General features: G+C 63.7%; 27 protein-coding genes, 2 tRNA genes and 1 pseudogene. 6 read left to right on the forward strand and 24 right to left on the reverse strand.

Annotation, left to right across the window (positions count from 1 at the left end; genetic code table 11):
• Positions 1-73 precede the first annotated feature (73 nt).
• The 6 genes from N5C91_RS09685 to N5C91_RS09710 all read right to left on the reverse strand — a co-directional run bounded on the left by N5C91_RS09685 (position 74) and on the right by N5C91_RS09710 (position 5,971).
• Entirely contained in the window at positions 74-760 is a 687-nt protein-coding gene (locus N5C91_RS09685) for a hypothetical protein (protein ID WP_003116830.1), read from the reverse strand.
• Positions 761-942: 182 nt separating this feature from the next.
• Positions 943-1,335, reverse strand: coding sequence for a hypothetical protein (locus tag N5C91_RS09690; RefSeq protein WP_003116832.1), 393 nt, complete (start codon positions 1,333-1,335; stop codon positions 943-945).
• 21 nt (positions 1,336-1,356) lie between these two features.
• Positions 1,357-1,569 carry a hypothetical protein gene (locus N5C91_RS09695; protein WP_003116833.1) on the reverse strand — a complete coding sequence of 71 codons (213 nt, stop codon included), beginning with the start codon at positions 1,567-1,569 and terminating at the stop codon, positions 1,357-1,359.
• A gap of 337 nt (positions 1,570-1,906) precedes the next feature.
• Entirely contained in the window at positions 1,907-2,218 is a 312-nt protein-coding gene (locus N5C91_RS09700; RefSeq protein ID WP_003108988.1) for a hypothetical protein, read from the reverse strand.
• Between the two features lie 336 nt (positions 2,219-2,554).
• A complete protein-coding gene (gene lspA / locus N5C91_RS09705; protein WP_003098955.1) occupies positions 2,555-3,055 on the reverse strand; it encodes a signal peptidase II in 501 nt (166 codons plus the stop codon).
• A 3-nt stretch (positions 3,056-3,058) separates the two neighbouring features.
• On the reverse strand, positions 3,059-5,971 hold the full coding sequence (locus N5C91_RS09710) for a heavy metal translocating P-type ATPase (RefSeq protein WP_003098961.1): 2,913 nt from the start codon (positions 5,969-5,971) through the stop codon (positions 3,059-3,061).
• Between the two features lie 91 nt (positions 5,972-6,062).
• On the opposite strand from N5C91_RS09710, the gene cadR reads away from it, so the two are divergent.
• Complete coding sequence (gene cadR, locus N5C91_RS09715; RefSeq protein ID WP_003098965.1) at positions 6,063-6,461, forward strand: Cd(II)/Pb(II)-responsive transcriptional regulator; 399 nt, start codon at positions 6,063-6,065, stop codon at positions 6,459-6,461.
• 454 nt (positions 6,462-6,915) lie between these two features.
• On the opposite strand, the gene N5C91_RS09720 is transcribed toward cadR, so the two are convergent.
• Positions 6,916-7,119 (reverse strand): hypothetical protein, encoded by a 204-nt coding sequence (locus N5C91_RS09720; protein ID WP_023657334.1) that lies wholly within the window; start codon positions 7,117-7,119, stop codon positions 6,916-6,918.
• Between the two features lie 417 nt (positions 7,120-7,536).
• Between N5C91_RS09720 and N5C91_RS09725 the strand changes: the two genes are divergently transcribed.
• Positions 7,537-8,172 (forward strand): cation transporter, encoded by a 636-nt coding sequence (locus N5C91_RS09725; protein ID WP_003098972.1) that lies wholly within the window; start codon positions 7,537-7,539, stop codon positions 8,170-8,172.
• Between the two features lie 723 nt (positions 8,173-8,895).
• On the opposite strand, the gene N5C91_RS09730 is transcribed toward N5C91_RS09725, so the two are convergent.
• From N5C91_RS09730 to N5C91_RS09780, 11 genes are all read right to left on the reverse strand, one after another.
• Positions 8,896-10,926: a DNA topoisomerase III gene (locus N5C91_RS09730; protein ID WP_003116834.1), complete on the reverse strand. Its 2,031-nt coding sequence runs from the start codon at positions 10,924-10,926 to the stop codon at positions 8,896-8,898.
• 283 nt (positions 10,927-11,209) lie between these two features.
• The gene (locus N5C91_RS09735; protein WP_003098976.1) at positions 11,210-11,650 is read right to left on the reverse strand and encodes a single-stranded DNA-binding protein; all 441 of its coding nucleotides are present in this window, start codon (positions 11,648-11,650) and stop codon (positions 11,210-11,212) included.
• Positions 11,651-11,723: 73 nt separating this feature from the next.
• The gene (locus tag N5C91_RS09740) at positions 11,724-12,251 is read right to left on the reverse strand and encodes a DUF3158 family protein (RefSeq protein ID WP_003098978.1); all 528 of its coding nucleotides are present in this window, start codon (positions 12,249-12,251) and stop codon (positions 11,724-11,726) included.
• Positions 12,248-13,039, reverse strand: a complete 792-nt coding sequence (locus tag N5C91_RS09745; RefSeq protein WP_003116836.1) for a PFL_4669 family integrating conjugative element protein — start codon at positions 13,037-13,039, stop codon at positions 12,248-12,250. The genes N5C91_RS09740 and N5C91_RS09745 overlap by 4 nt, the downstream gene beginning before the upstream one ends.
• 429 nt (positions 13,040-13,468) lie before the next feature.
• A complete protein-coding gene (locus N5C91_RS09750; protein ID WP_003116837.1) occupies positions 13,469-14,707 on the reverse strand; it encodes an STY4528 family pathogenicity island replication protein in 1,239 nt (412 codons plus the stop codon).
• Positions 14,708-14,710: 3 nt separating this feature from the next.
• The gene (locus N5C91_RS09755) at positions 14,711-15,271 is read right to left on the reverse strand and encodes a DUF2857 domain-containing protein (RefSeq protein ID WP_003090097.1); all 561 of its coding nucleotides are present in this window, start codon (positions 15,269-15,271) and stop codon (positions 14,711-14,713) included.
• Positions 15,272-15,285: 14 nt separating this feature from the next.
• Positions 15,286-16,965: a ParB family protein gene (locus N5C91_RS09760; RefSeq protein ID WP_004350508.1), complete on the reverse strand. Its 1,680-nt coding sequence runs from the start codon at positions 16,963-16,965 to the stop codon at positions 15,286-15,288.
• Positions 16,958-17,227 (reverse strand): hypothetical protein, encoded by a 270-nt coding sequence (locus N5C91_RS09765; protein ID WP_003050422.1) that lies wholly within the window; start codon positions 17,225-17,227, stop codon positions 16,958-16,960. The genes N5C91_RS09760 and N5C91_RS09765 overlap by 8 nt, the downstream gene beginning before the upstream one ends.
• Positions 17,211-18,086 carry a ParA family protein gene (locus tag N5C91_RS09770; protein ID WP_003098988.1) on the reverse strand — a complete coding sequence of 292 codons (876 nt, stop codon included), beginning with the start codon at positions 18,084-18,086 and terminating at the stop codon, positions 17,211-17,213. The genes N5C91_RS09765 and N5C91_RS09770 overlap by 17 nt, the downstream gene beginning before the upstream one ends.
• Positions 18,087-18,128: 42 nt before the next feature.
• Complete coding sequence (locus N5C91_RS09775; RefSeq protein ID WP_003090093.1) at positions 18,129-18,341, reverse strand: AlpA family transcriptional regulator; 213 nt, start codon at positions 18,339-18,341, stop codon at positions 18,129-18,131.
• A 118-nt stretch (positions 18,342-18,459) separates the two neighbouring features.
• On the reverse strand, positions 18,460-19,206 hold the full coding sequence (locus N5C91_RS09780; RefSeq protein WP_003098991.1) for a hypothetical protein: 747 nt from the start codon (positions 19,204-19,206) through the stop codon (positions 18,460-18,462).
• Positions 19,207-19,656: 450 nt separating this feature from the next.
• Between N5C91_RS09780 and N5C91_RS09785 the strand changes: the two genes are divergently transcribed.
• The 3 genes from N5C91_RS09785 (at position 19,657) to N5C91_RS09795 (ending at position 20,911) form a co-directional block, all read left to right on the forward strand.
• Positions 19,657-20,157, forward strand: a complete 501-nt coding sequence (locus N5C91_RS09785; protein WP_003098996.1) for a DUF305 domain-containing protein — start codon at positions 19,657-19,659, stop codon at positions 20,155-20,157.
• Positions 20,158-20,597: 440 nt separating this feature from the next.
• Positions 20,598-20,671, forward strand: a tRNA-Cys gene (locus N5C91_RS09790).
• 154 nt (positions 20,672-20,825) lie between these two features.
• A tRNA-Leu gene (locus N5C91_RS09795) sits at positions 20,826-20,911 on the forward strand.
• A 73-nt stretch (positions 20,912-20,984) separates the two neighbouring features.
• On the opposite strand, the pseudogene N5C91_RS09800 reads toward N5C91_RS09795, so the two are convergent.
• From N5C91_RS09800 to N5C91_RS09825, 6 genes and pseudogenes are all read right to left on the reverse strand, one after another.
• A pseudogene (locus N5C91_RS09800) lies at positions 20,985-22,000 on the reverse strand (tyrosine-type recombinase/integrase).
• A 1-nt stretch (position 22,001) separates the two neighbouring features.
• Positions 22,002-22,211, reverse strand: a complete 210-nt coding sequence (locus N5C91_RS09805; RefSeq protein WP_279829287.1) for a DUF4224 domain-containing protein — start codon at positions 22,209-22,211, stop codon at positions 22,002-22,004.
• A 325-nt stretch (positions 22,212-22,536) separates the two neighbouring features.
• Positions 22,537-22,830: a hypothetical protein gene (locus tag N5C91_RS09810; RefSeq protein WP_279829289.1), complete on the reverse strand. Its 294-nt coding sequence runs from the start codon at positions 22,828-22,830 to the stop codon at positions 22,537-22,539.
• A gap of 177 nt (positions 22,831-23,007) precedes the next feature.
• Positions 23,008-23,511, reverse strand: a complete 504-nt coding sequence (locus N5C91_RS09815; RefSeq protein ID WP_279829290.1) for a hypothetical protein — start codon at positions 23,509-23,511, stop codon at positions 23,008-23,010.
• 611 nt (positions 23,512-24,122) lie between these two features.
• Positions 24,123-24,443, reverse strand: coding sequence for a DUF4406 domain-containing protein (locus N5C91_RS09820; protein ID WP_279829292.1), 321 nt, complete (start codon positions 24,441-24,443; stop codon positions 24,123-24,125).
• 2 nt (positions 24,444-24,445) lie between these two features.
• Positions 24,446-24,718, reverse strand: coding sequence for a hypothetical protein (locus N5C91_RS09825; protein WP_279829293.1), 273 nt, complete (start codon positions 24,716-24,718; stop codon positions 24,446-24,448).
• A 77-nt stretch (positions 24,719-24,795) separates the two neighbouring features.
• Here N5C91_RS09825 and N5C91_RS09830 point away from each other — a divergent pair, with 77 nt between their 5' ends.
• Complete coding sequence (locus N5C91_RS09830; protein ID WP_279829294.1) at positions 24,796-24,990, forward strand: hypothetical protein; 195 nt, start codon at positions 24,796-24,798, stop codon at positions 24,988-24,990.
• Positions 24,991-25,016: the final 26 nt, after the last annotated feature.

Here is a 25,016-nt window from a genome sequence, read left to right on the forward strand (position 1 = left end):
CAACAGAATAATGATGGAGCAAATCCCCGCCACCGGGAATTGACCCCGGTGGGTGGAAAGAAAGGAAACAGCGTCAGGTGACGCTGATCGTTGGCGTTTGGGCCAATCGCTCGGCGACGCGCCGGCGCAAATTCATGCGGAATGGCTCGTCGCTGACGCCCGCCAGCAGATTGATGGTCTCCAGCGCGATCAGGGCCGAAGCCTCTTCGATGTCGGCGGCCACAATGGTCTTGCGCAATTGGTCGCCGAGCTGGAGGGCCTGGGAGGAGGAGCTGATGAAGCGGACCTCGCGGCTCAGGTAGCAGCCGTTGCCGCCGAACTCGAACAGCCGCGGCTTGCTGCAGTACCAGCAGCCCTCGAACTGGATGGCGGTCAGGTGGTGCCCGTCATCGAACCGGGTGGCGATCAGAAACAATGCGTCGAGATCGGCGGTGTCCTCGAACGAATGACGGTCGATCAAGTTCCCCAGCTCTTCGTCCTCATCGGCACGGAAGTGCACGGCGAGCAGTTCGAGCAGCGGCGGGATCGACAGCCCTTCGTCGTCCGGCATCGGAATACCGAGTTGCGTGGCCAGGTCTTCCAGGCCATCGAGCACGTCCGGCCATTGCGGATTGGTGGTCTCGGCGATCTGGGCGATGTAGGCCTGCCCGTTGCCGGGGTGGCTCTCGTCCAGCGCGAAGGCGCCGAACAGCGCCTGGATGACGGGCGTCACACGGTCGAGCACGAGAACGCCGGTGGCTTCGTAGTAGTTGTTGGCCATGAAGGCTCCTTTCGATGAATGAACGGAGCCAGCCCTTGCGGACGATGGCATCCGCAGGGGAAACCGCCTGATGCCGGATGGCGCTGGGCGGGGAGAAAACGCGAGGGACATGGCCTCGAACGAGGCGCATGTCCCTCATGGGGTCCCGTGAACGCAGTGATGAAGGTGTGCCAGGGACCGGCTCACCAACCGCTGTAGTTCAGCAGCAGGTCGGCGATCACCTGGCGACGTTGCAGATCGAGACCATCGAAGTCCGACAGTCCTTGGAAGTGGCAGCGCTTGAGCATGGCACCGCCCTCGCGCGCGTTGTAGAAGCTGAACATGGCGGACAGGAACATGCGTTCCCCGCTGCTCAGGACGCCGAGTGCGTCGTTGGCACGCAGCATGTCGGGACGCAGATCCCACTTGCTCTTTGCCTGGTTCAGGCCTTCGCGCGTGCCGTCGCCAAACCATTGCGGGCCTGCGATCTCGACGCCGCGCTTCCAGACCTCGAAGAAGGCTTGGGGCGCGGCGGCGAAATGCTGCTCTTCCCGCATGATCTGATCGACGACTTCCTGGGGCAAAAGCTGGTTCATGACGTGGTTCCTCCAGTTGGATCAGGGTGTGGCGAGCTGGGACCAGCCGCCTCTTTCGAGGGCACGTTGAGCCGCGGCATAGCTGCGGAAGTACTGGCAGGATTCCCGCGAAACGGGACCTTCTGTATCGCGCGTGCCGATGTAGTGGCCGGCGGCGCTATGCAGGATTTCGAGCGGCAGGAACTTGCCGCAATGGATCAAGGCCAACTGGCCGAAAGAGGCTTGCTGGGACATGGACGGGCTCCTTGGAAAAAGCGGGGCCTCGTCCCTCACGGGATGGCAGCTCCCGCACGCGGTTGAGAAAAAAGCATCGGCGTCACGGGTGACGCGCGTCCGCAGACTCGATGCGATGGCGGACTGGCGGGTAGCGCGGAAAGAATCCGCGGCAGCCTGGAAACTCTGGCTGCTGGCATGGTGCTGACGAATCAGCGACACATGCGGGCAGCTTCATGCGCGAGGCGAGCCGCGTCAGCCGGAAATCGGCATTTGCAACAGCCCCGATTGGCGAACGCGGAAAAAAGAAAGCCCCGCAATAAGTGCGGGGCTGTCAGGAGGATGAGGCGAAACTGGGTCAGCGAGGCCTGTCGCCCAGTACATGCTGCTTCCACAGGGCGAATGCCTCGTCCGGTCCCAGCTCTGCGAGGATGACGATGGGCTGGCCCCGACGGGCACGCAGCGATGCGAAATACGCTGGCCGGTCGGCGATGGCGTTGAGCTTGATGCCCTTTAGGAACAGCAACTGGCGGGGGCGAACTTTGGTGGTAACGCAGGCATGATTGCGCTTGTTTGGGGCAAAAGGGCCAGCGAAGCGGGCGGACACGGCCAGAAAACCGCGACGAACTACTTGTACTTGCCAGGCGAGGCGAACGGGTGACATCAGCATATCGCTATGCGGTAAAGAAGACCGTCCTAAAGCTTGCAGGATCCCGGCATAGCTTCATCATCACCTCTCCGTGACGGCTCATTGGAACGAAAAAGGCCAGCATCGCCGTGATGGACTTTCATAATTGCCAGGTCAACTGGCTTGCGTGCTGTTTATTCACAGCAAGGCATTGCGACGTCGTTGCAGCAATCGCCGCCATCGCAACAGGGCGTTGCAGCAAAAGCGGCGGTGGGCGCTAGCATGAGGGCCAAGCCGCGGCCGCTCATGCTGGGGGCCGTTCTCTTCAGATTGGTGTCCTGCACCGTGTGCATTGCGAATTTCCGGATCGTCCCAATGTCACTGGGACTCCTTTGTGGCGGCCGGGTTCTCCACGCTCATGAACGACTGGGCCACCAGCGCGATCGCCCCGCCCACGATGGCCATGTCAGCGATGTTGAAGGCGGGCCAGTGCCAGCCGTGCAGGTGAAAGTCGATGTAGTCGATAACGTGCCCGCGCGTGGCGCGGTCGAACGCGTTGCCCAATGCGCCGCCCAGAATGAGGCTGTACGAAAGGCCTTCCGTTTTGCGCAGCGGCCGGGAGAGCAGCCATGCGAGCCATGCCGATATTGCGAACGCGATCGCCAGAAAAAACCACCGCTGCCAGCCGCCCGCGCCAGCAAGGAAGCTGAACGCCGCGCCGGGATTGAGAGCGTGAACTAGGTTGAAGAATGACGCCACCTCGTGCGACCAACCCAAGGGAGTTGTCGCGTCAATGTAGCTCTTAGCTGCCTGATCGCCGGCGAATATAACGATCGCGAGTGAGTACCACTGCGTCTTGCGAAGAGATGGTTCATCCATTGTTCATGCCGCCTTGAACTTCAGGAGGCGCAGCCCATTGACGACAACCAAAAGACTTGCCCCCATGTCAGCGAACACAGCCATCCACATGGTGGCATGCCCTGTGAACGTCAACGCAAGGAACACCGCCTTGATGCCAAGGGCCAGAACGATGTTCTGCGTGAGGATCGCCGCAGTGCTACGCGACAGCCGGATGAAGGCGGGGATCTTGCGCAGGTCGTCGTCCATCAGGGCGACGTCGGCTGTTTCGATCGCGGTGTCGGTGCCGGCCGCGCCCATGGCGAAGCCGATGTCGGCACGGGCGAGCGCGGGCGAATCGTTGATGCCGTCGCCCACCATGCCCACCTGGCCCTCGCCGCCGACCAGGCTTTCGATGGTCTTGAGCTTGTCTTCGGGCAGTTGGTCACCACGGGCTTCAGAGATTCCGACCTGGGCAGCGATGGCCGCGGCCGTGTGCTGGTTGTCCCCCGTCAGCATCAGCGTGCGCACACCCAGCGCCTGCAGGTCGGCCACCGCCTCACGGCTGGTTTCCTTCACGGTGTCGGCCACTGCAAAAATGCCGAGCACGGTCGCATCGTCCATCAGCAGGATCGCTGTCTTGCCTTGGCGCTCCAGGGTCTCCAGCCGAGCCTGGAGCGTCGCTTCGCTCAGGCCCAGCTCCTGGGCGAGCCTGTGGTTGCCCATGTGCAACATGCGCCCGGCGACGCGGCCGCGCACGCCGCGGCCAGGCAGCGCCGCGAAGTCGTCGACCTCGTGCAGCGCGATGCCGTCACGGTTCGCCTTGCGGGCGATGGCCTGAGACACAGGATGGTCCGAGCGTGCCGCGAGGCTTGCGGCCCAGGCGGCAACTTCCTGCGCCTCGCCGATCAGCGGCACGAAGTCGGTCTGCTCGGGCTTGCCATGTGTGAGTGTGCCGGTCTTGTCCAGGGCCAACGCCTTGAGCTTGCGCCCGCCCTCCAGGTAGACGCCACCCTTGATCAGGATGCCGCGTCGGGCGGCAGCGGCCAAGCCGCTGACGATGGTGACCGGCGTGGAGATGACCAGAGCGCAGGGGCAGGCGATCACCAGCAGTACCAGGGCCTTGTAGACCCAGTCAAACCATGCGCCGCCGAAGGCGAGCGGCGGCACGACGGCAACCAGCACGGACACCGCGAACACCGCCGGCGTGTAGACGCGGGCGAACTGGTCGACGAAGCGCTGCGTGGGCGCACGGCTGCCCTGCGCGGACTCCACGGCATGGATGATGCGCGCGAGCGTCGAGTCGCTGGCGCCTGCGGTCACCTTGTATTCGAAAGAGCCGGTCTCATTGATGGTTCCGGCGAAGACCTGGTCACCTTCGGCCTTCTCGACGGGCAGGCTCTCGCCGGTGATGGGCGCCTGGTTGATGGCCGATCGACCCGAGGTGATCAGGCCGTCCAGTGCGATGCGCTCGCCAGGACGCACGCGGACCACCGCGCCCTTTGCGACCTCCTTGGCCGGCAGCTCTGTCCATGAGCCATCGGCCTGCCGCACGGTCGCGGTCTCGGGCGCCAAGTCCATCAGCCCCCGAATGGCGTTGCGGGCGCGGTCCAGCGACTTCGCCTCGATCACTTCCGCCAACGCGAACAGGAACATGACCATGGCGGCCTCCGGCCAGTGGCCGATCGCCATGCCGCCGGTGACCGCGATGGCCATCAGGGCGTTCATGTTCAGGTTGAGGTTCTTCAGCGCGATCCAGCCCTTCTTGTAGGTGCTGAGGCCGCCGGTGAAGATCGAAACCAGTGCCAGCACGATCACGGCCCAATGATTGCCGTCGTTGACCCAGTACACGCCTTCGGCGGCCACCGCCGCAACGCCCGAAACCGCCATCGGCCACCAATTGGTCTTGTGCGCGGCCACCGGGGCATCGCGCGGCTCATCAGTCCTCTGGACCTCGGCTTCCATGCCCAGCGATTCGATGGCTTCGACTGCCGGCTTGATCGCGTCGGGTGTGTGCCGAACCGTGAGCGTGCGCTGCATCAGGTTGAAATCCATTCCCTGCACGCCCGGCATGCCTTGCAGCTTGCCGCGGATCAGACTTTCCTCGGTCGGACAGTCCATCTTCGCGATGCGAAGTACCGTGGTGGCTGTCTGCATGTCCTGCCGCGCAGCCTGCATTCCAATGGAAGCAAGCGCCTTCTCGATCGGCGCTGAGGTCGCCAGCGTGTGCTGGACTCCCAGCACACGCTGCATCAGATTGAAGTCGAGCGCGGTCACACCCGGCAGCTTGCCCAGCCGGTCGCGGATCAGCGCTTCTTCCGTCGGGCAATCCATGTTCTCGATCCGGTACGTCACCCGCTCGCCGATCGGCGGCGCGGAAACGGCAGCGGTTGGTTGCTGCTGCAGGGCCGAGGATGGGATCACAGCCGCGGCTTCGATCGGCCCCGTGTGGCCGAAGGTCTGCTCCTTGGCGCGCATGCCGATCGAGGCCAGGACCTGCTCCATCTGCGCGCGTGCCTGAGCGAGGTGTTTCACCGACAGGGTGCGCTCAGCGAGGTCGAAGTCGAGGTCCTGAATTCCCTCGACTGCCCCGAGGTGCGAGCGGATGAGTTTCTCCTCGCTCGGGCAGTCCATGTTCTCGATGCGGTAGGTGGTCGACACGGCGGCGTCTCGGACAGCCTGAGCCTTCATGCCCACCGAATTCAGCGCTTGCTCCAAGGCATCGGCCGAGACTTCGCGGTGCGAAATGGTCAACAAACGCTGCGGAAGATCGAACAGGAGCCGCTCGACACCGGGCATGCCCTCCAGCGTTCGCCGCACCAGTGCTTCCTCATTGCGGCAATCCATGTTGCTCACGTGGAAAACGGTGGTTTCAGTGCTGGCCTGCTCACTGGCGCACGCCGTCTGTTGGCCATTGCCGCCGGAGCAGGCGCATGGGCTGGAAGGTTCTTTGTTCATAGATCGCTCTTCATTGACAAGGTTTTCCCCGGATGCCATCATTAGAAAACCTCTAGTAGATATAGAGTCAAGTTTTTTATAGGAAGCAACCATGATGCGGATCGGTGAACTGGGCAAGAAGGCAGATTGCTTGGTGCAGACCGTGCGCTTTTACGAGTCAGAAGGCTTGCTGCCCGAGCCTGCACGTAGCGAGGGCAACTTCAGGCTCTATGACGAAGTCCATTTGCAGCGCTTGCTGTTCATCCGCCGCTGCCGGGCGAAGGACATGACGCTGGATGAGATCCGTCAACTGCTGAACTTACGGGATCGGCCAGAGTTGGGCTGCGGCGAGGTGAACGCGCTGGTCGACGCTCATATCGCGCAAGTGCGGACCAAGATGAAGGAATTGCGCGCCTTGGAGCGCGAGTTAATGGATCTGCGACGCTCCTGCGATAGCGCCCGAACCTCGCGCGAGTGCGGCATTCTCAACAGCTTGGCCGAGCCCGCCTGAAGCTCGAGCGTGTCATCGGTGCTGGAAGTGATCGGGTCCAGTTCTGAGAGCCACGTGCCGCGCTCCATCATGCGAAAGCGCGCGATTCTGACGTTTTGAGACGGCGTGCGACCGAGGGCGTGGCCCACAGGAGCCAGCGCGAGCCGGACGACCTGCGCGCCGCAATCTCCGCCACCTTACGGGTTCTCCAGGCCAGACCGAGCATCGCGGCGTGGCTGCGCAGGTGCAGGTGCAGGCCAAGGTAGCAGTGCGCCACGACGCGGCCCGACTCATGGGCACGCCACGCAACTCGCGATCGCTTCGCAAGAAGCCGCAAGGCCCGACTCGCGCAAGAATGCGACGTGGGCAAGATCGTATAGCCAGCAGCGCAAGCGTTTGCCGCTGCTGGCCGGCTCCGGAAGGGATAGACAAGCTGCGGGCCGTAGTCCATTGGAAAGTCCATCTTTCTTGAGTGTCACTCTTTGGCGCCCAGCGTGTGCTTTTGCGACCGGAAAGCGCTGAACAAGTGGCCCCCGGGCATCCAGAAATCGCCGTAGTTGACTTGGGCGTCTTCGTGCTCACGCTTGTGATGCCAGCGATGGGCTTCAGCCACCCCGATCAACAATCCCAACGGCCCGACCCGGTATCCCAGATTGGAGTGCTGGAAGGCCAGATGCACGACCAAGAAGCCGAGCCATGCGCCGACGGCCAACCACAGCTTGGAACGCCGCTACTGGCTCAACGGGGAGTGGAAAGGCCGCCCGCCCTCTAGCAAGGCGGCACAAGCGAGCGCGACGATCACTGTGAGTAGCTCCGTCGGAAAAGACGGCCGGCCGGTCGCGAGCTCGCCGAAGAGCACAACCGCAGTGGCGCCACGGATCAGTGGATAGCAGCCATACCGGATGACAGTCGCAATGAAGGGGGCGCATTGGTGCTCATCTGTTCTGTCCTAAAGCTCTGACTGGATTGGAAAACCTTCTAGCTACGGTAGAGTCAAGGGCGTCCGGGAAGACCCTGTGGCAAGTTCGTTGCATCTGCGCCTTGACTCTCCAGCCGCTACAGGCTTCAGCATCCATCGATTTGGAAGGAACAATGCATGGCTGAAAACCACAGAAATCACGAAAACGACGAGTTGGGCCGCCTAGATGCGAGCGATGCGAAGGACCGAAAGATTCTTCTGACTGTGTTGCTGATCAACCTGACGCAGTCCGCCGCCGGCATTGCCCTTGGCATCTGGGCTGGCTCTACGGCGCTGATGGGCGCCGGGTTGGACAACCTCGCCGATGCGTCGGTCTATGCGGTTAGCCTGTATGCCGTCGGTCGTGCGGCAACGGTCAAGGTGGGCGCGGCCCGCTTGTCGGGTTTCTTGCTAATCGGCCTGGCCGCGCTGCTGCTGTTGGAAGTCCTACGCCGCTTCGCTGGAGGGGAAGAGCCTGTCGGCCCAGCCATGATGGCCATGGCCGCGCTGAACGCGGCTTTGAACCTAGTGTGCCTCAGACTACTGCGCCGCCATCGCGGGGAAGATGTGAACTTCAAGGCGTCAGCGATCTTTACCAGCAACGACTCCATCGTCAATGGTGCGATTGTGCTGTCCGGGGTGCTGGTGATGGGGTTCGGGTCGAACATCCCGGATCTGGTGCTGGGCGTCATCGTGGCCGCAATCGCAGCGAATGGGGGGCGGGAAATCCTGCGCGAAGCATCGGAAACAGCTCGCCGTAAGGCGGGCACATAAGGCATGTTTTCGCCCAGTTCATCCCGAGGTTTACCTCTGCAAAAGAGGTAGTCCAGCCTTTGGGCTACGGCCTCGGCTGCAGCCGAGCGTACCATTGGCGATGGCCGCGCGATAGGCGGGCATGCCGTTCTCGACCTCCGTCTGCCGTACAGCAGCGGTGCGCAAGGTTGAGGGTGCATGTCGTCTCTCCTGTTCGTGTGGCCCAGGCCAATGGCCGGGCCGGGACGTTGATGGGCAGGAGAATGGCGCCGAAGGCCCAACGGCCTTCGGCTCGGGAGAAAAGAGGAACCACCCGTGGGCTGATTGGCAGGCCCGGTCGTCGCTAGAACCGTCTGCTCATCAAGCAATCACACCCGGCCCATGTCGTGGCTGGGGCCGGCATCGTCTGGCGCACATCCGCGCACAAAGGGAGCCCGTTTTTGCACCGGCGGGCACCGGCACCGATTACCGCTGACCACGAAGGGTCTCCCGGTGGCTCGTGCAGCCTGGCAAGCCACCGGGAGACCCTTCGCAGAGGGCGGAAGAAACGCAGATCAACAGAACGCGCGTGGTGCGGCTCGCAGAGAAGCTACCTTCAGGTCCCGCGGCCGGGGACGGCTGGGCGGGACGCGCACACGGATCAAGAAGGCGTTGCGCGCTGGGCGTCCCGCAGGGCATGCGGCGGAGTGCGGGACAGGGGCCACGCCGCCGAAGGCGGGCACGGCTCACGGGGAACGGGGGCGGTCAGGAGCCTTTGCGGCCGCTACGGCGCGGGCGCGAGGCGCCGCGCTTGGAGCTGCCGGATTCGACTGGCAGCGTGCCTTTGCAGTCCGGGTAGCGGCTGCACGACCAGAACGGGCCGCTCTTGCCGCTGCGCTGGCGCGTGGGTGCGCCGCACTGCGGGCATGCCGGCCCTTGGGGAACCTTGATGGACAGGGAGGCGCTGCCGTACTGCGCAATCAACTGCGAAATCCACGCGGCCTGCTTGCCGATGAACACGTCCAGGGTGAGCTGTCCGGCCTCGATCATGTCGAGCGCCTGTTCCCAGACGGCGGTGGTGCCAGGGTCGGCAATCGCCGCAGGCACGGCATCGATCAAAGTGAAAGCCGCATCCGAGGCGCGGATGGCGCGCCCCTTCTTCACGAGGTAGCCGCGAGCGATCAGGCCGCCGATGATGTTGGCCCGCGTCGCTTCGGTGCCGATGCCAACCGTATCCTTGAGCTTCTGCTTCAGGCGGGGATCGGACACCAGCTTGGCGACGCCTTTCATGGACTTGACCAACTCGCCTTGCGTGTACGGTTTGGGCGGCAGCGTCTTGAGTGCCTTGAGATCGACGTCGGCCACCTGGCATGCCAGGCCCTCATACAGTTTCGGCAGCGCGGGCAGCACCTGGGCGCGGACCGCAGTATCGCCCTCGCCATCACCGTCTTCGGCCTGCGGCTCGGCGAGCACCTGGCGCCAACCCGGGATGACAACCTGCTTGCCCGTGGCCGCCAGGTTCTGCCCCCCGCACGAAAACTTGGCCACAGTGCGGTCGAACTCGTGGTGAGGGAGGAACTGCGCCAGGTAATGCGACCGGATGAGCCTGTACACGGCCAGTTCCTTCTCGCTCATGGCGGAGAGCTTCGCCGGTTCGAGCGTCGGGATGATGCCGTGGTGCGCCGTGACCTTGCCATCGTTCCAGGCGCGCGAGCGCTGCGAGCGGTCGAGCTGGCCCATGATCGAGCGCAGCGAGGGATCGGTCTTGAGCAGGCTGTCGAGAACGGTGGGCACTTCGGCAAACATGCTCTCGGGCAGGTAGCCGGAGTCCGAGCGGGGGTACGTCGTGGCCTTGTGCGTCTCGTACAGGGCTTGGGCAATCTCCAAGGTTTCCTGCACGTCCAGCCCAAGCTGCTTGGAACACACTTCCTGCAAGGTGCCCAGGTCGAACGGCAGCGGCGGGCCTTCGCGGACACGCTCAGTCTCCACCGACACGACGTGGGCACTGCCCGCAGCGCGGATCTGCTGCATGGTCTGCTGTGCGACCGGCTGCCGCAGGCAGCGGCCTGCGTCGTCGGTGCACGCATCGGGTGGAACCCATTGCGCGGCGAAAGTCGAACCGCCTGCGAACAGGGACACGGCGATGGCCCAGTATGGTACGGACACGAAGCGCGCGATCTCGCGGTCGCGGTCCACAACGAGCTTGAGCGTCGGGGTCTGTACGCGGCCGACCGACAGCACGCCGTCGTAACCCGCCTGTCGCCCCAGCACCGTGAACAGCCGGCTCAGGTTCATGCCCACGAGCCAATCCGCACGGGAGCGCGCCAGCGCCGAGTGGTACATCGAAAGCGTCTCGGCCGAAGGCCGCAGCTTGCCCAGTGCCGCCCGAATGGACGCATCGTTGAGCGCCGACAGCCACAGGCGTTCGATGGGGCCGCGGTAGCCGCAAAGCTCCACGATCTCGCGGGCGATCAATTCGCCCTCGCGGTCGGCATCGGTGGCGATAACCAGGTGAGTCGCCTTCGCCAAGAGCGCCTTGACGACCTTGAATTGCGTGGCGGTCTTCGGTTTGACCTCGACCCGCCAGTGCTGGGGAATGATGGGCAACTGCTCAACGGACCATCGTTTGAGCTGCTCGTCGTAGGCCTCGGGCGGCGCCGCCTCCACGAGATGGCCGATGCACCAGGTGACCGTGACGCCGGAACCGTTGAGGCAGCCTTCACCGCGCTGCGTGGCGCCGAGAATCCGGCCAATGTCTTTGCCCTGGGAGGGCTTCTCGCACAAGAACAGCCGCATATCCGTCCATCCCGATTCCTGTTGTTCATGGAGTTGCTGGGATCGAGGATGCCGAGCGCAGCCCCTGGCAGCAGCAAACAAGCCGCATGCGGCAGCGACCGCTTTCACGCCGATGAAATGGCGAGTGCGGGGAAGGTGCGTGGCCGGAAGTGTGCGGGCCGAGAGCCGCGATTTCCGGGAGCGCGCGTGGAACTCGGTGGACGTTGGTGGAGCTATCCCCTGGGGATAATTCGCAGCGCATGGAGGGCGGCGAAGCACTGCGGCAGCCGCCCTCCATGCCCGATCACTTCCTGCGCTTGGTCTCTTTCGGCGCCGTCGATTCCTGGGTGGCCTGGGGCTTCGGCTCTGCCTCCTGTGGCTTCGGGCTGAGGGCCACAGACTCGATGCGGTACGGCAGGATGCCGACACTGCGCGCGTTGACCTGCCAAGTCTCACGCGGCTGATCTTCGTTGTCCGTCCAGGGGTCGCGCTCCATGCGGCCGACGACCAGCACCCGCATGCCCTTCTGGTAGAGCTGCTGCCAGCGGTCGGCGTCGTGGTGCCAGAGTTCCACCGGCGCCCAGAAGCCGCCGCGGTCCTCGAACTCGCCGCCCTTGGTGGGGACGGGGTTGTCGAAGTACACGTTCAGCCGGAGCAACCGGCGAGGATCGTCGTTGCCATTGGGGAATTCGCGGTACTCGGGAGGCGATCCGATGTTGCCCTCGCCGATGAATTGTGTGCTCATGTTGGAATCTCCGTGGTGGTTGAAATACCCGTGCCTCGTTGGGCTCGGGCGCGTGCTCGGATGGCAGGCGCAATCACCGATCGCGCACTGCGGCAGGAACGGACGCGAGCCGGCGCAGGTAGGTGTTGTCCGCCTGCGCGGCCTTGCTGGCGCATTCCTGTGCTTGCCTGCCCAGGGTGTGCAGCAGGCTGATCTGCATGTTCAGCATGACGCGCTGCAGTTCGATCTCGTGCAGGTCGTGCAGCAGGTTGACCGGCGTGCTGGGGCTCGCCATCAGCTCCTGCCACAACGCCACGCCCATGGCCGATCGATCGTGCTTGCGCCAGCGAAGAAAGGTCGTGCCTGCGCCAGTGGTCTGCTGGGCCAGCTCGACGGGAAGCAGGTGGAAGGGATGCCCGCACGCCTGTGGCAGCACCTGTCGCTGCGCCAGGGCAATCAACTCGTCGCGCATGGCGAAGCACTGGCTGGCCCAGGCCTCGAAGTCCCCTTTACCTTTAAAAGGCTTTAAAAGGCCTTTTAGAGAGGCCGCGTGTTCCAGCCGCATGAAGGCTGGCTGTTCCAGACGACGGAAGTAGCGCGGTTCGCGGTTCGGGTCGCTCATGCCGGTTCGTCCTCGCCGGCGGCTGTGGACTTGGCCTCGGCCGAATCGGCGGCAGCGCCTTCGTCGGTGGGAGATGCGGCTGCGGCAGCGCTATCACCACGCTGTTGCAGACCACGGCGCACGACGGGCGGCGCAAACTTCGAGCGGCGCATGCCTTCGAGCACGTCCTGCGGCAGTTCGCCGAACTTCTCCAATGCTGCCCGAGCTGCGGCGTTCTTGGCCGCGAAGTCGTCGCGGGTGCAGCCCGAGTAGCGGTATTGCTGGGCCAGGCTGAACAGGCTGCGCAGCGCGTGGGCACCTTCGTTGAGCCAGCGCTCCAACGTCGAGCGATCGATCAGCGCGGTGTGGTGGGCGAGGATCAGCTTGCGGGCGATGTCGTCGTAGTCGGCCAGCAGATAGACGGCGGCAAAGCCGAGCTGCGCGTTCACGAACAAGGGGAGCTTCACCGGCTGCACGTTGAGGTTCTCACCCAGGCTCAACGCCGCAGGCACGCCGGCCAGTGCCTGGTCAACCTGCTCGCGCAGCGATTGCAACGTGGTCCTGGTCTGGTCGAGCTTTTCCTCGATGCGCAACATCCACCAGTCGCTGTACGGGTCGTCCTGCTCCGAGCCGCGCTTCATCTTGTTCATCACGGCGATGTAGCCGTTCAGGCCGACGATGCCGGGTCGCCCCTCGGCGGCGGCGCGGCCATGCCAGATGCGCGAGGCGTGGTGGGTGTGCAGCGTCAGCGACATCGCGCTGCGCAGGGAGCCGAGGTTGAGTTGCAATGGTTCGTTGCTGGTTGCCATGGTGATCGCTCGCTGGTGGACAGGGAGCCGCCAGCATCCGCATGCAGCGGAAGGCAGTCAGTCAACAAACCGAAATGAGCCGACCCCCGGTTCTGTGCGCGCTGGCGGCGCAGCGCGCAACGGTCCCCTGGGGACCGCTCCGCAGATGGGCACTCACATCGGCGTTCCCGTCCTCGGTTGTTGACGGTATGCGTGCTGCACCGCACGTCGCGCTGCCGTTCGACACGATCCTTCGCCGCGCAGCCGTCCCCAGGGGACCGTTCCGTTGAGCGCCATGGAGGTCTGCTTCATGGTCTTGCATGCGCTCTACTCAGGTTTTGCGCAGCATGTCGCGCCGTCGCCCGGCGCTTCACCGCACAGCCGTCCCCAGGGGACCGTTTCTGCCGACCGCCATGGAGATCTACTTCACGGCTTTGACAAGCCCTGTGCTCAGGATTTGCGCAGCAGATCGCGCAGGCGCTCGATGTGCTGCCGGGCCACCTCGGGCGGCACGACGTTGCGCGGCGGCTCGGTTGGTGGCGCTCGCGCCGCCGATGGTGTTGGCGGTGCCGGGCCGGTCTGCTTGGCCCAGGCATTGAACTCGCCGCGCATGGCGCGCTGGATGATGCCGAACAGATAACCGGCGGGGTTGCGGATGCCATGCTTGCCGCACCGTGCGGCCCATTCGTCCAGCACGGCCTGCCGCAGGGCAGCGTCCACCTGCTGCAACGCCATCTTGGCTCCGGCCTGCTGTTCCGCCTTCAGTTCCGCGAAGCGCTTGGGCCATTGCAGGTCGCCCAGCGCACGCGCCTGCGCGGTAGTACGTACTTCATCAATACGACTACTACGTACTGTACGGTCCTGCTTCGAATTCCGAAGAGCGCCGTCTGGCGCGGGTTTCGGCCCTGCTTCGGATTCCGAAGATGGGCGATCGCCATTCCGAAGAAGGCTCGCGGGCCCTTCTTCGGAATCGTGGACCGCATCCTCCTGTGGATAACTTTCGGAGGCGGTGATGCCCTGGTCGGCCAGGCGCTCGGCGAGCACTTGCAGCCGCGACGGCAAGGTGCGTCCGGACAGCATCGGGTCGTCCGCGATCTCCTGGAGGGTGTTGAGTCCCACCACCTGGACGGCCTTGGCCGAATGCCCCAGCGACTGGCTGACCAGGGCCAGGTAGTCGGCGTCGAGTTGCATCGCCTCGAACGGCGTCAGCGGTTCGTCGTGCAGGACGTAGAGGTTGCCGAGGATGCGACCGGTCTTGGGGTCGCGCCGTCGTCGCACGAGGCTCAGCCAGCGCGTCAGGCGCAGCAGCGTCAGCGCCCGCGCCACGGTCTCATGGGAGGCCTGGCCTGCGCAGGGCATCGACGCCAGCCAGGGGCGCAACTGCTCATAGGTGGGAAATGCCGTGACGCCATCGTCGTTGAGCATCAATCGGAACACCTGCCAGGCGTTGCGCTCCAGCGGTGTCAGGCGGCGGTCGAGGAACAGCCGCCGCGGCACGCTCTCGTGCCGATTGCCACTGAACAGGAAGGCGTCGCCGGACGTAGGAGGCGTGGGCGTTGGAGCAGGCAGGGACGCGGGAGCGCCAGAGCTGGACTTGGGCGCGAGGTCCTTCAGCGCAGCGTCGAACAGGTCGGCGAGTGCGATGGGGCCAGGGCGCTGGGCTCGTGGGGCGGTGTCGTCCACGGCCATGGCCTAGCCCAATCCCTGATCGACCCAGTTCCTGATCGCGGCCCAGACCACCGAGAGCGGCAGCGACATGCCCTCGGCCAGGTCCATGGCCGCATCGAGAATCGAGGTCTCGTCCTCCAGATCGACGTTCCTGCTGCTGGTCACGGCTTTCCATTGCCGCCACAGTTCGGTGTCCTGGGTCTCGTCCAGGACGGGGTGGCGCCCCTTGCGCTTGGGCAGGCCGAGGATCTCCCGCCGCAGGGCGACTTCCTGATGGGTCAGGCCATAGAAGCGGCTGACCATCTCCGTGCTGGCCCCCAGCCGCAGCATGCGATCGACCGTGGCGATTTCCTTCTCCACGTCCTGTGCCTGGTTGAGCAGGCGCTGCAGCACTTCGCGGTTGACCGTGACCGAGCACCACGAGACGCTGGCGTTGGCCAGCACGCTGATCAGCGCGGGGTGCTTGAGCGCATCCAGCTCGGCCTCGCCGAAGCCCATGGCCTTGCAGCGGCGCAGTTGGCCGTTGCGAAGGTCATACAGCGCCTGGGCAATCACGGCCTGGTTGAGCGGATGCGATGTGGACATGCGGCCTCCCTCGCTCACGTCCCGGGCGCCGTGGTGCCGGCTTCCAGGTCCAGCAGACGCCGGGCGAGGCGCAGCAGCCGAAAGAGCTTGACCAACGCCGTGTCGCTCAAGCGCCTTGCGCCGCTGCCATGGCCTTGGCTCTGGCCGTGCAACAGGGTCGGCAGGTCGGCGGCGAGCTGCGCGCCGTCCAGGCCCGCTTCGGCGACGGGCTGACCCGTCAGGGAAGTGAGCAGCGTCAGCACCGCGCGGCCGAGCGGCGACGGGGCTTGGCCGCGGGCGCGGCACGCAAACCCGATGCCATCGGCGCGATCCTCGATGCACTCGTCCAGGCCTGCCTCCCCGGCGATCTCGCGCGCGAACTGCGCGATGTGGATGCGCAGCCGATCGGGCGTGTCCAGGCCGGCGTCGATGTACCAGACGTCGGAGATCGGATAGAGTCCGCCGGCTTGCACCGGGATGGACTGCAGCACGCTCGCCGAGAAGTCGGGCGGCAGCGCATCGCCCAACTGGTCGGCGACCATGCGCTGGATCGATTGGAGCCGTTCTGTCGTCGGTGCTGGCGAGACGATGTGCTCGCGAAGCAGATCGCCCGGTGCGGCCGGCTGGCTTCCCGTGGCCGCTTCGCCAACCGCCGTGTCGTCGTGGCGCAAGGTGGGCTCGGACGCCGGAGGGCTGGCGGGTGGAGGACCGGCCGCCGCTGCAGGCGTGGCGATGGACGATGCTGCGCCCGGCGGAGTCGGCGTGCCGGCGGTGGGCGAAGGCAACGCCGGCTGCGCCGCAGGTGGCGTCGGGTCACTGACCAGCGCCCGGTGGCGGCTTTCCGATTCGGTCAGGTCCAGCGCCAGCACGTCGTAGCCGATGCCCAGCAGCTCGGACATCTGGCCGATCAGCTCGTCTTGCACGCGCTGCGGCGCGAACTCGTCGCCCTGCGTGTCGAACTGCGCCAGCACCTCCTGAAAGAAACTGTCGAAGTCCAGCGGCAGCGAACGGTCCTTGGCGTAGTGCTCCCAGGTGCGTTTGCAGGCCGTGCGCATGACCGACAGCCGCTCGACCTGGTGGCGCCCCAGGCCGCCATAGAGCACAGTGGGAATGGCGGGCAGCAGGTAGCGCACCGCGTCGGCCATGCGGGTGATGTGCGACCGCTGGACGGGGAAGCCATCGGCCGCCAGGCGGCGGGCCAGTTCCGACTGGCTCAGGGCGGCGCCGCTCTCCTGCTCGTAGAACTCCCGTGCTTTCTCGACGCCGAGCGCGCGCTCGATGAACGTGAGGCCGCCGCGCAGTTCGTTCTCGGCAAGATGCCCGGTCAGCGCGACGATTTCACCGCGCTCCGGCCATGGTCGGAACAGGCACGATATGCGGAAGAAGCGTTCTTCCTTGGTCTCCGACCAGAGTTCGCGCAGGATCGCCAGTCGCGTGTTGCCGCCGTTGCGGATGATGTAGTGGTCCTCGCCGGGCCTGCGCGTGATGGCCGGCGCCGCGTCCAGGCCGCGCTCGCGGATGGATGCCTTGATTTCCTCGTAAGCCGGGTTGCGCTTCATGCGCGGGTCATGGTCGTAGGGCCGCAACTGGTCCAGCGTCACGACCATGGGCGTGTCCGCGATCGGGTCGCTCAAGGCCGTAGCCGCTGGGCCGCTGCGCTCGAAGCCGGCCGCGAGCAGCTTGCCTGCCATGTCCTGCGAGGTCATGTCAGCCATGGCCGCACCCCTCGCAGTCCCCACGACCGCCGGCCGGCGCCATGCGGGCCTCTCGCTCGGCGCGGCGGATCTGCGCACGGGCGTTCAATTCGGCCCGGTGGTCACTCGCTGTCGAACTCGTGTAGATCGCCGCGCAGCCGGCCTTGGTGAACTTGAGGTGCCCGCCCGGCGTGCGCTTGACGTGCCAGCCCTCACCGACCGCGAACTCGATCAGGGCGCGCAGCCGCTTGTGGCCGCGGGCCAGCTCATGTGCGTTCGCCATGGGGCCTCCCAGGATCAAGAGGTCGCTGCGGGCGGCCGGATACTTGAGCCAGTCGGTCCTGCCATTGCGGGAACAACTCGCTGGCGAGCGCGCGCATCGTGTCGAGCGCGGCAGGGGCGACTCTGCCGGGCGGCTGGCGGTGCTCGACCCGATGCACCGGCAGGCCGCGCGTTGCGGCACGTGGATACGCTTCTATGGCCGGCACGTCGGTGGCGAGCACGCGGATGCCGGCGCTGTCCTGGAACAGGTCGCGCAAGGCCTGCTGGATCAGCCGTGCGTTGGCGGACACCGGGTGGACGCGGTTGATGAGCAAGTGCAGCGGCGGCGGTTCGATGCCCAGGTGCCGGTACGGCGCAATGTCTTCGAGCAACTGCATGGTGCCGCGCCGCAGCTCGCGTGCCGCGAGGATCTCCGGCGTGACGGGCGACAGCGCGAGATCGGAGGCGAGCACCGCCATCTCCAGCAGCACGGAACGCGCGCCCTGGGTGTCGATCAGCACCAGGTCGTAGAGGGGAGCAAGTGCTGGCAGCAGATGCCGCAACCGCAGGCGGCCATCCGGCGCATGCAGCAACAACGTGTTCAGCTCGCCCCGGTGGTCGTCGGACAGCACCAGGTCCAGGCCCGCGATGATCGTGCGGGACACGAGCTGGCCAAGGTCGCGCTCGTTGAAGGCCAACAGCTCATAGATGCCGCCCGGCGCGCGCTGGGTCAGTTCGTAGTAGGAGGACAAGGTGGGCTGCACGTCGAGATCGAGCAGCAGCACGCGCAGGCCCGCGTCCGCGGCGAGCCCGCCCAGGTTGGCGGCCGTCGTGGTCTTGCCGACGCCGCCCTTCGTTGAAATGATGGACACGACCTGCATGGCGCTCTCCGGCTGGGAATGGGAAGTCCGCGGGAGAGCGGGTCAGGTCCGGTGGTTGAGGCGCTCGGCGATCCACTGGTCGATTTCGATCGAATCCCAGCCGACAGCGCGCACGCCCAGGCGCAGCGCCTGAGGGAACTGGCGCTTCTTCATCAGGTTGTAGATGTGGGCGCGTTTGAAGCCGGACTTCGCTTCGACTTCATCGAGCCGCAGGATGCGGCGCTCGTTCGGCGGGAGTACAGGGGTCTGCGACATGGCGGTCACTCCTGAACGCTCGGTGGCGTTTGTTGGCGTGACCTCTATTCAATAGACCTGGCTGCGGAAAGACATTGCAAATGCAATCTCCGCGATTGCACATACAAGCTGGATAACCTCATGCGCTTGCGCTACGAACGTACCTCTTAGCGTTGGCGAACTTTCCGTTTAAGGTGCGCTCAGTGATGCCCATGGTGCCGCCGTAGTGGGCGACCAATGCAGAGACAAGGGCCTCCTGCGTTTTGAAGCTGGAATAGGGCACGCCTGAAGGCGACTGGCTCAGCATCAGCGTCAACATCCCTCCAATGATGTTGAGATAGGTCGTTTCCGCCCGTTCGCTGATCTCGCATTGCTTGGATGCCAACAGCACCGAGGATTGCTTGAGTAGCGTGTCGTGCTGCTCCTGCAGTTCTCGCATCTCACGTCGGGCTTGTTCAAGCGCGGCCTGAAGGGCCAGCCGCTCCACGAGGATCGCCTGTCCTGTTTCCATGGTGATGAAAGGATGCGCCATGCGTTCGCCACGGCTGAACAGAAATCCTGGCCGGTGCTCGGGATAGTGGGTGCGCATCCAGCGTTTTAGATCGACATGGCGAACAGTCAGATCCAGAGAATTGAGCAGGTTCGGATCATTGAGCGTGATCCCGTTCTTGCCGTAGGGCAGCTCTCCGTTGAGGATGCCGTCATAGATACGTTCCGAGTGCAGCCGGCACTCATTCCATCGAGGGCAGTTCAGCGACCGAGGCAGGACACGCGGTGACGCGATCGTGGCCAGGATCATCGGGAGATACCGCAGCAACCCAGCCCATCGGATGGCCGCCTCGATGGGACGATAGAACACCTTTGATGTTGAAATGTCCTTGTGCATGTCTTCGTCTCCTTTCGGGTGCGCTACATCACCGGCTCCTTTCTTGCCCAAGGGCTGTTGTGTCGTTATGGCCTGCGACGGACGCTTGAGGCGATGCCCTAAGCGAAGGCGGAGGAGGCCATTGGCGTCCGCCGCAGGTGGCCTTGTCTTGCTTGATATGCAAGAATCGATCAGTTGCCGGCCCATCGAGCGATGAGGACGCAAGCTCGATATTGGCGCTCACGGTACCAGCGTCATAGGTGGCGCAAAGCCCATCAAGACCGATTTGGTATGGTCTGATATCCAGACGGTTCAAGACCAGCGAGTTGAAGCGTTCGACGCCCCTACGTCCAGTTGGGGACTGGAAATCAGCGGTTAGTGATGCATCGCTCCACATGCTGATATATCGACAAAGTATCTGCCGCAGTACCAGTGACCCTGCCAGGTTGCCCCAGCACATAGGAGACGGAGATGGCTGAACATTCCCATGAACATCAACATCACACATCCGGTCAGATGGGTAAGCACGGCCGACCATACGCCAAGTTCTGGGTGAACATGGTGTTGGGCCTCGTCGTCATGTACTTCGTAATGTTCAGCATGATCGACGGCGCCAGGGACTTCAGAAACAATCTCAACATGCTCTACATGGCGGTCACTATGTGGGCGCCAATGGGCATCTTCATGCTAGCGACAATGCCCGGCATGTTTCCAAACCGGCGGCTCAATCTCGTGCTGTACGGCTTGTTTGCCGTTCTCACACTCGGTTCTTTTGCCGCTACCCGTGCTCAAACCGGAATCGGCGATCGACAGTTCATCGCGTCTATGGTCCCGCACCATTCGGGAGCGATCCTCATGTGCCGCGAGGCGCAGCTCTCAGATCCGGAACTCGTCAACCTATGCCAAGCGATTTCCGATGGCCAGCGCGCGGAGATCGAGCAGATGAACCGGATTGCTGCACGCCTTCGTTGAGGCTGGCTGCCACTACACTGGCGCCGCGTTGCGCTCCGGCGAAGTTAGCCGCAGCGATGTAAAGATGAGTACTTGCGGTGTTCCGATGCCGGCGGTTGTGTCCTACAGCCGTCCAGGTGCCAGGTAGTCCACGCGACACCACCCCGCGCTGCCTGCGGAGCGAGCGCAAGTCATGATCGTCGCAAGTTGGAGTTCGATAGCGAACCCGCTCAGCAGCTGGACGCATCAGGCGTAACGACGGGTGGATGGATCATCCTTGGACGCTGGTGGAAGTGGTTGGATGAACTTTGTTGCCGAGGGCGAAAAACAAGGCTATAATTGAGTTCTTCGCTGATCACCACAGTGGAGAAAGTGATTGGGAAACAGAGACTTAGCGCTCTAGTGCATGACTCGTCTCCCGCTCCAGATTTTGATGATTCGCCTTGAGTCATCCGTGTCATGGCTGAGTAGCAGAGTGGTTATGCACCGGATTGCAAATCCGTGAACGCCGGTTCGATTCCGACCTCAGCCTCCAATAGAAAAGCCCTGTAAATCGAAGATTTACAGGGCTTTTTCTTTAACTGCCCGCTGCAGGAACTGCGAGCTTCAGCAGCTTGCGCGGGGAGAGTAGGGCTGTATATAGTCCTGCCCTTTCCGGGCTTACCCCGGAAACACTGCAACGCGCTGCCGCCCGGATGGCGAAATCGGTAGACGCAGGAGACTTAAAATCTCTCGCCCTTTGGGCGTGCCGGTTCGAGTCCGGCTCCGGGCACCATTTAAAATCAGGTACTTGCGGAACCACTGGCGCACAAGTGAATTTCCGCAATCCTGAAGTTATTCCGCAATTCCTACCGAGTAGGCTTCACGGCCTTGCCTTTCCGGTCCCGGATGTACTTCTCCGTCATCACCACCGTGGTGTGGCCGAGCTGGTCCCGGGCCTGCAGAATGTCGCTGCTCGATTCAGCCTTGTCGGTACCTGCCTTCGCCCGAAGGTCACGGAACTGGAAGGCTGACTTCTCAACTCCAGCCGCCTCCCTGGCAGAGTCAAAACGTCCCCGCAGCATTGCCGCCGACATTGGCGAGCCATCCTCAGCAACAATCAGACGAGTGGACCTGACCTTGTGGCCGGCTTTCCTCGCCTTGATCCTGTCCAGCAATACTGCCAACTCCCCAACTACCTCAATACGCCGCTTCGCCTTGGTCTTCGCCTGCTTGACCCAGATAAACCCATCCCGCACATCGCGCTCGTCCATCAGGCGCGTATCGGTAACGCGTTGCCCGGTGAGGTAGGCGAGGTCCATCGCATCGCGCAGGCCGATCTCCGCTACGTCATAGACAGCCTTGTATAGTGAGTCTTCGATGTAGACGTCCCGGCCCCCTTGATGCCGGTGCACGGGTTGGCAAGGGCGGTGTAGCCCATGTCACGCGCATAATTTCAGATGTGGCTGAGCAGGGCCTTCTCCCGGTTTGCGCTGACTGGGGCACCCATCCGCCAGTTCAGGTACTGGCGGACGTGCTGTGGCTGGATGGACTCCAGTGGGCCAGGCGGGTCGTCGAAGAACTCCATGAGCTTGGCCAACTGCTGAATGTTCTTTACCTGGCTGCTGGCAGCCTTCTTCGGGATGACGTCGATCTGGTACCGTTCCGCCACGTAGCGGAAGGTGATGACTATTGCTGCGGCCTCGGTCGCCGTCCTGGAGCGCTCAAGCTCGGCGTACTTCATGATCGCCAGGCCATAGTCTTTGCCGAGCGACACTTCCTTCCGGGGCTTTCCGCCCAGGTCGTAGAAGTAGTAGGTAGTGTTGCCGCGTTTGCGTTCACGCAGCCTGGTGATCGCGCCGGGGTACTTCGGTCGTCTTCCCATGTCATCCCGCCTTACGCGGCTTCCAGCCTGTCGGTTCTTGGCGCACCTCGACGGTGCCGGTGATCGCTGATGCCAGCACACAGGGCCAGCCGTTACGCTTGATGGTGTGCCTGATCCCATTGCGCTTCAAGACTAGTGCCTGGCCGGCCTTCGTCCTGGCGCCGGTGAGCTGGCAAACCTCCTCATGCGCGAGGAAAACGATAGGTTCCATGGGCGACTCCTCTCTACGCCGGCTGGCGCCGGCGAAGGTTCAGACAGGTGATAGGGATGCGGCCTGCATACGCCGGCCTGAGAATGTGGTTAGAAACGAGCGTGCGTTAACTCAAGGAGAGGGTTATGGACAACGCTTTGATTGCCATGCTTCGGGTTTGCAAGCTTGTTGTGGCGGTGATGCTGATTCTTTCGGCGTGCTCAACACTTCCGCTTTGGGTCGCCGGACGGCCGTTCCAACAGCCAGCGCTAGTGATCCTTGCGTTCACTACGCCAATAGTCGTACTGATAATCGCTGTCCAAGGCTTTTTACTGAGCAGGTGGTGCTAGTTCTTAACGGGGTCAGGACCCTTCGGCTTGGGGACATCCACCCCGTCCGGGGCATTCCCAGAACCGCCGCCATGATCAGGATCGGGCGTTGGGTAATACGGGCCACCAGGCTTGCCCTGCAGGACCGTTGGTGCATAGTCGTGCGGCTTCAATTGCTTGGGCTGCTTCGGAATATCGATACCGCTTGGAATATGAATTACTGGGCTGTTCGAGGGAGTTAGCTCTGCTGTGTAAGCAAAGCTGGGCAGAAGTGCTAGCACTCCGATGGTCACAGGCTTGAAGAGCTTCATGCTATTCCCCTCGAGTGGGCGGCATATCTTGAGAATGCTAGCCGGGCCATCAGAAGAAAGAATCTCAGTGCGATACCGTCCGTCCGCGGGGGAGTGGATCTTGGAGGGCAGGCCTGCAGCGCAGGCAGTCGCATTTCTCGGATCATTGGCCGGTGCCGCGGCAGAAGGTGGGGCGGGTCATGCTGCAACCTTCCGGCGATACTCCGCTTCCCACTCTCGCTGCCGAGCGATCATCTCCGGCACTGCCGCCAGGTAATCCCGCTTGGTGCGGAAGCGCTTGCGAGGCAGGACCGGGTCAGGAATGCCGTGTTCGTCCCGTGGTCCGCCATCCCAAGCGGTAAAGGTGCTCCAAACCATGCCGGTGAAGGAGACCCAGGTGCATTCCTCTTCCCACTCCGGCTCGTAGTAGCCCTGCATTGAGCCAACCATCGGCGTCCCCTTCAGTGGGTGGCACGGATATTCGAGAACTACCCAGCGCTCCCCGTGCCGAGGCATGTATTTGCGGTCCTTCTCAAACGGATAGATGGTGCTACGGCGCAGAAGGGCCTTACGCTCCCACGCGCCATAGAACCCGTGGTAGTTGTCCCAGCGCACTGCGGGGAACTGCTCGGTATCGATTCCGATGCTCGGGAGGATCGGCGCGATGCGCTTGCACAGCTTCTTCAGGATGCGGGGATTCATGCCGCCACCTTCTGGTGCTGGAGCTCCAGCGCCTGCTGCACCGCACCGACGATGCGGGCCAGGTACTGGCGCTTTGGGTGAGGGACCATGGCGTGCTCGCTGACCGCGTAGTGCCATTCCTCGCCGAACAGCTTGGTCAGCAGCTCGCTGGCTTCGGCGCTGTAAATCAGCTCTTCGCCGGTTTCGAAGTTCGACAGATTGTCCGCCGCGTCGTACAGCTCTCGCGCTTCCTCCTTGTCCAGGGAGAAGCACTCCTACTGAGAGGTGCGCCCGCCGGCAGTCGAGGATGCAGCGGCGGGCGGCAGCCTCTAGGGCCCTTCCGTCGAAGACCTCGCGGTCGATCTCAGCGCCGCGTGCGAGGCAGCCGACCAGGTAGTCGACGCTCGCGCCGGTAACGAATTGGGACACGAAGCCAGGCCCCATGCTTCCCCAATACGCGGACCAGGAGTCGCCGAAGCACTCGATGGTGATCTTGCCGGCGCGGGTGATGTAGTCGGGGTTGTCGGGCAGTTTGACGTTGCGCCCGCCCAAGTCCTCGATAAACACCGTGATGGGGTCCAGGCGGTCGGCGCCGGTGATGGTCAACTTCGTGACCTGGATTGCGTCGACTTTCATGCTGCGCTCCTTGCTGGTTCGGTGATCTGGCTGGCGGTGAATACCTGCATTCCCAGCTTGCTGGCGACGTGACACTCGAGGCGGGCGCCTTCGGAGTTGTGCCAGCCCGGTAGCATGGCGATCGAGTCGCAGGTGATCAGTTGGGCCAGGGCCAAGCGCAGGTAGCCGGACCCGGAGGTGTCGGCTGGTGCGTTGTTCTCGGCGGGGTTCTCGACGTGGTAGCCGAGCTGGCGCAGGCGCGTGGCCTCGGCGTGGAAGGCCGGGTAGTTGAACTCCGGCAGGCCGGTCATGGGGCCGGCGAGGTAGATTCGCTGCATGATCACTCCCACCCGCACAGGTAGGCGGGCTCGGTCAGTTCGGCCATCTCTTCGCGCAGCGTCTTGTCGACCTTTACGACCTTGCCTTCGTCGGTATCAAAGGCTTCGCGCGAATCCAGATAGCGGTCGCCGACCAGTTGCACCTCCTCCGACGTGTACTCGTTGTCTGGATAGCCGCAGTAGTCGCACAGCACCTTGATTGCGCCGGCCTCGTCGTAGGCGGCCACGATGTCGTTGTCGCCTACCTGGCAGGCCTTGAGGGTTTGTTCGGGCATGACGAGTCCTCGCGCCGTGGTGGCGCAGCGAAAGAGGGTGGGATAGGGTGCGACGCACCACATCGAGGAATTCAGGGATGAAAGCAATAACGGTTCTGTTCGGCCTGATGATCATAACTCTGGGGCTATTCGCGGACGATTGGCATATCAAAGGACTGATAGCCCTGTTCGGCTCGTACTTCGTGATCTATGGCCTTCGCGATGTCCCCGCAGTCCGGCGCCGCTTCCCTGACTTCTTCCAAAGAGTCGGGAGTAAGCGCAGCGAGCTGTAGTGGCGCAATGAAATCGAAAGGTGGTA

The sequence above is a fragment of the Pseudomonas sp. GD03903 genome (assembly GCF_029840045.1).
GTDB classification, from domain to species: Bacteria; Pseudomonadota; Gammaproteobacteria; order Pseudomonadales; family Pseudomonadaceae; genus Pseudomonas; species Pseudomonas pseudonitroreducens.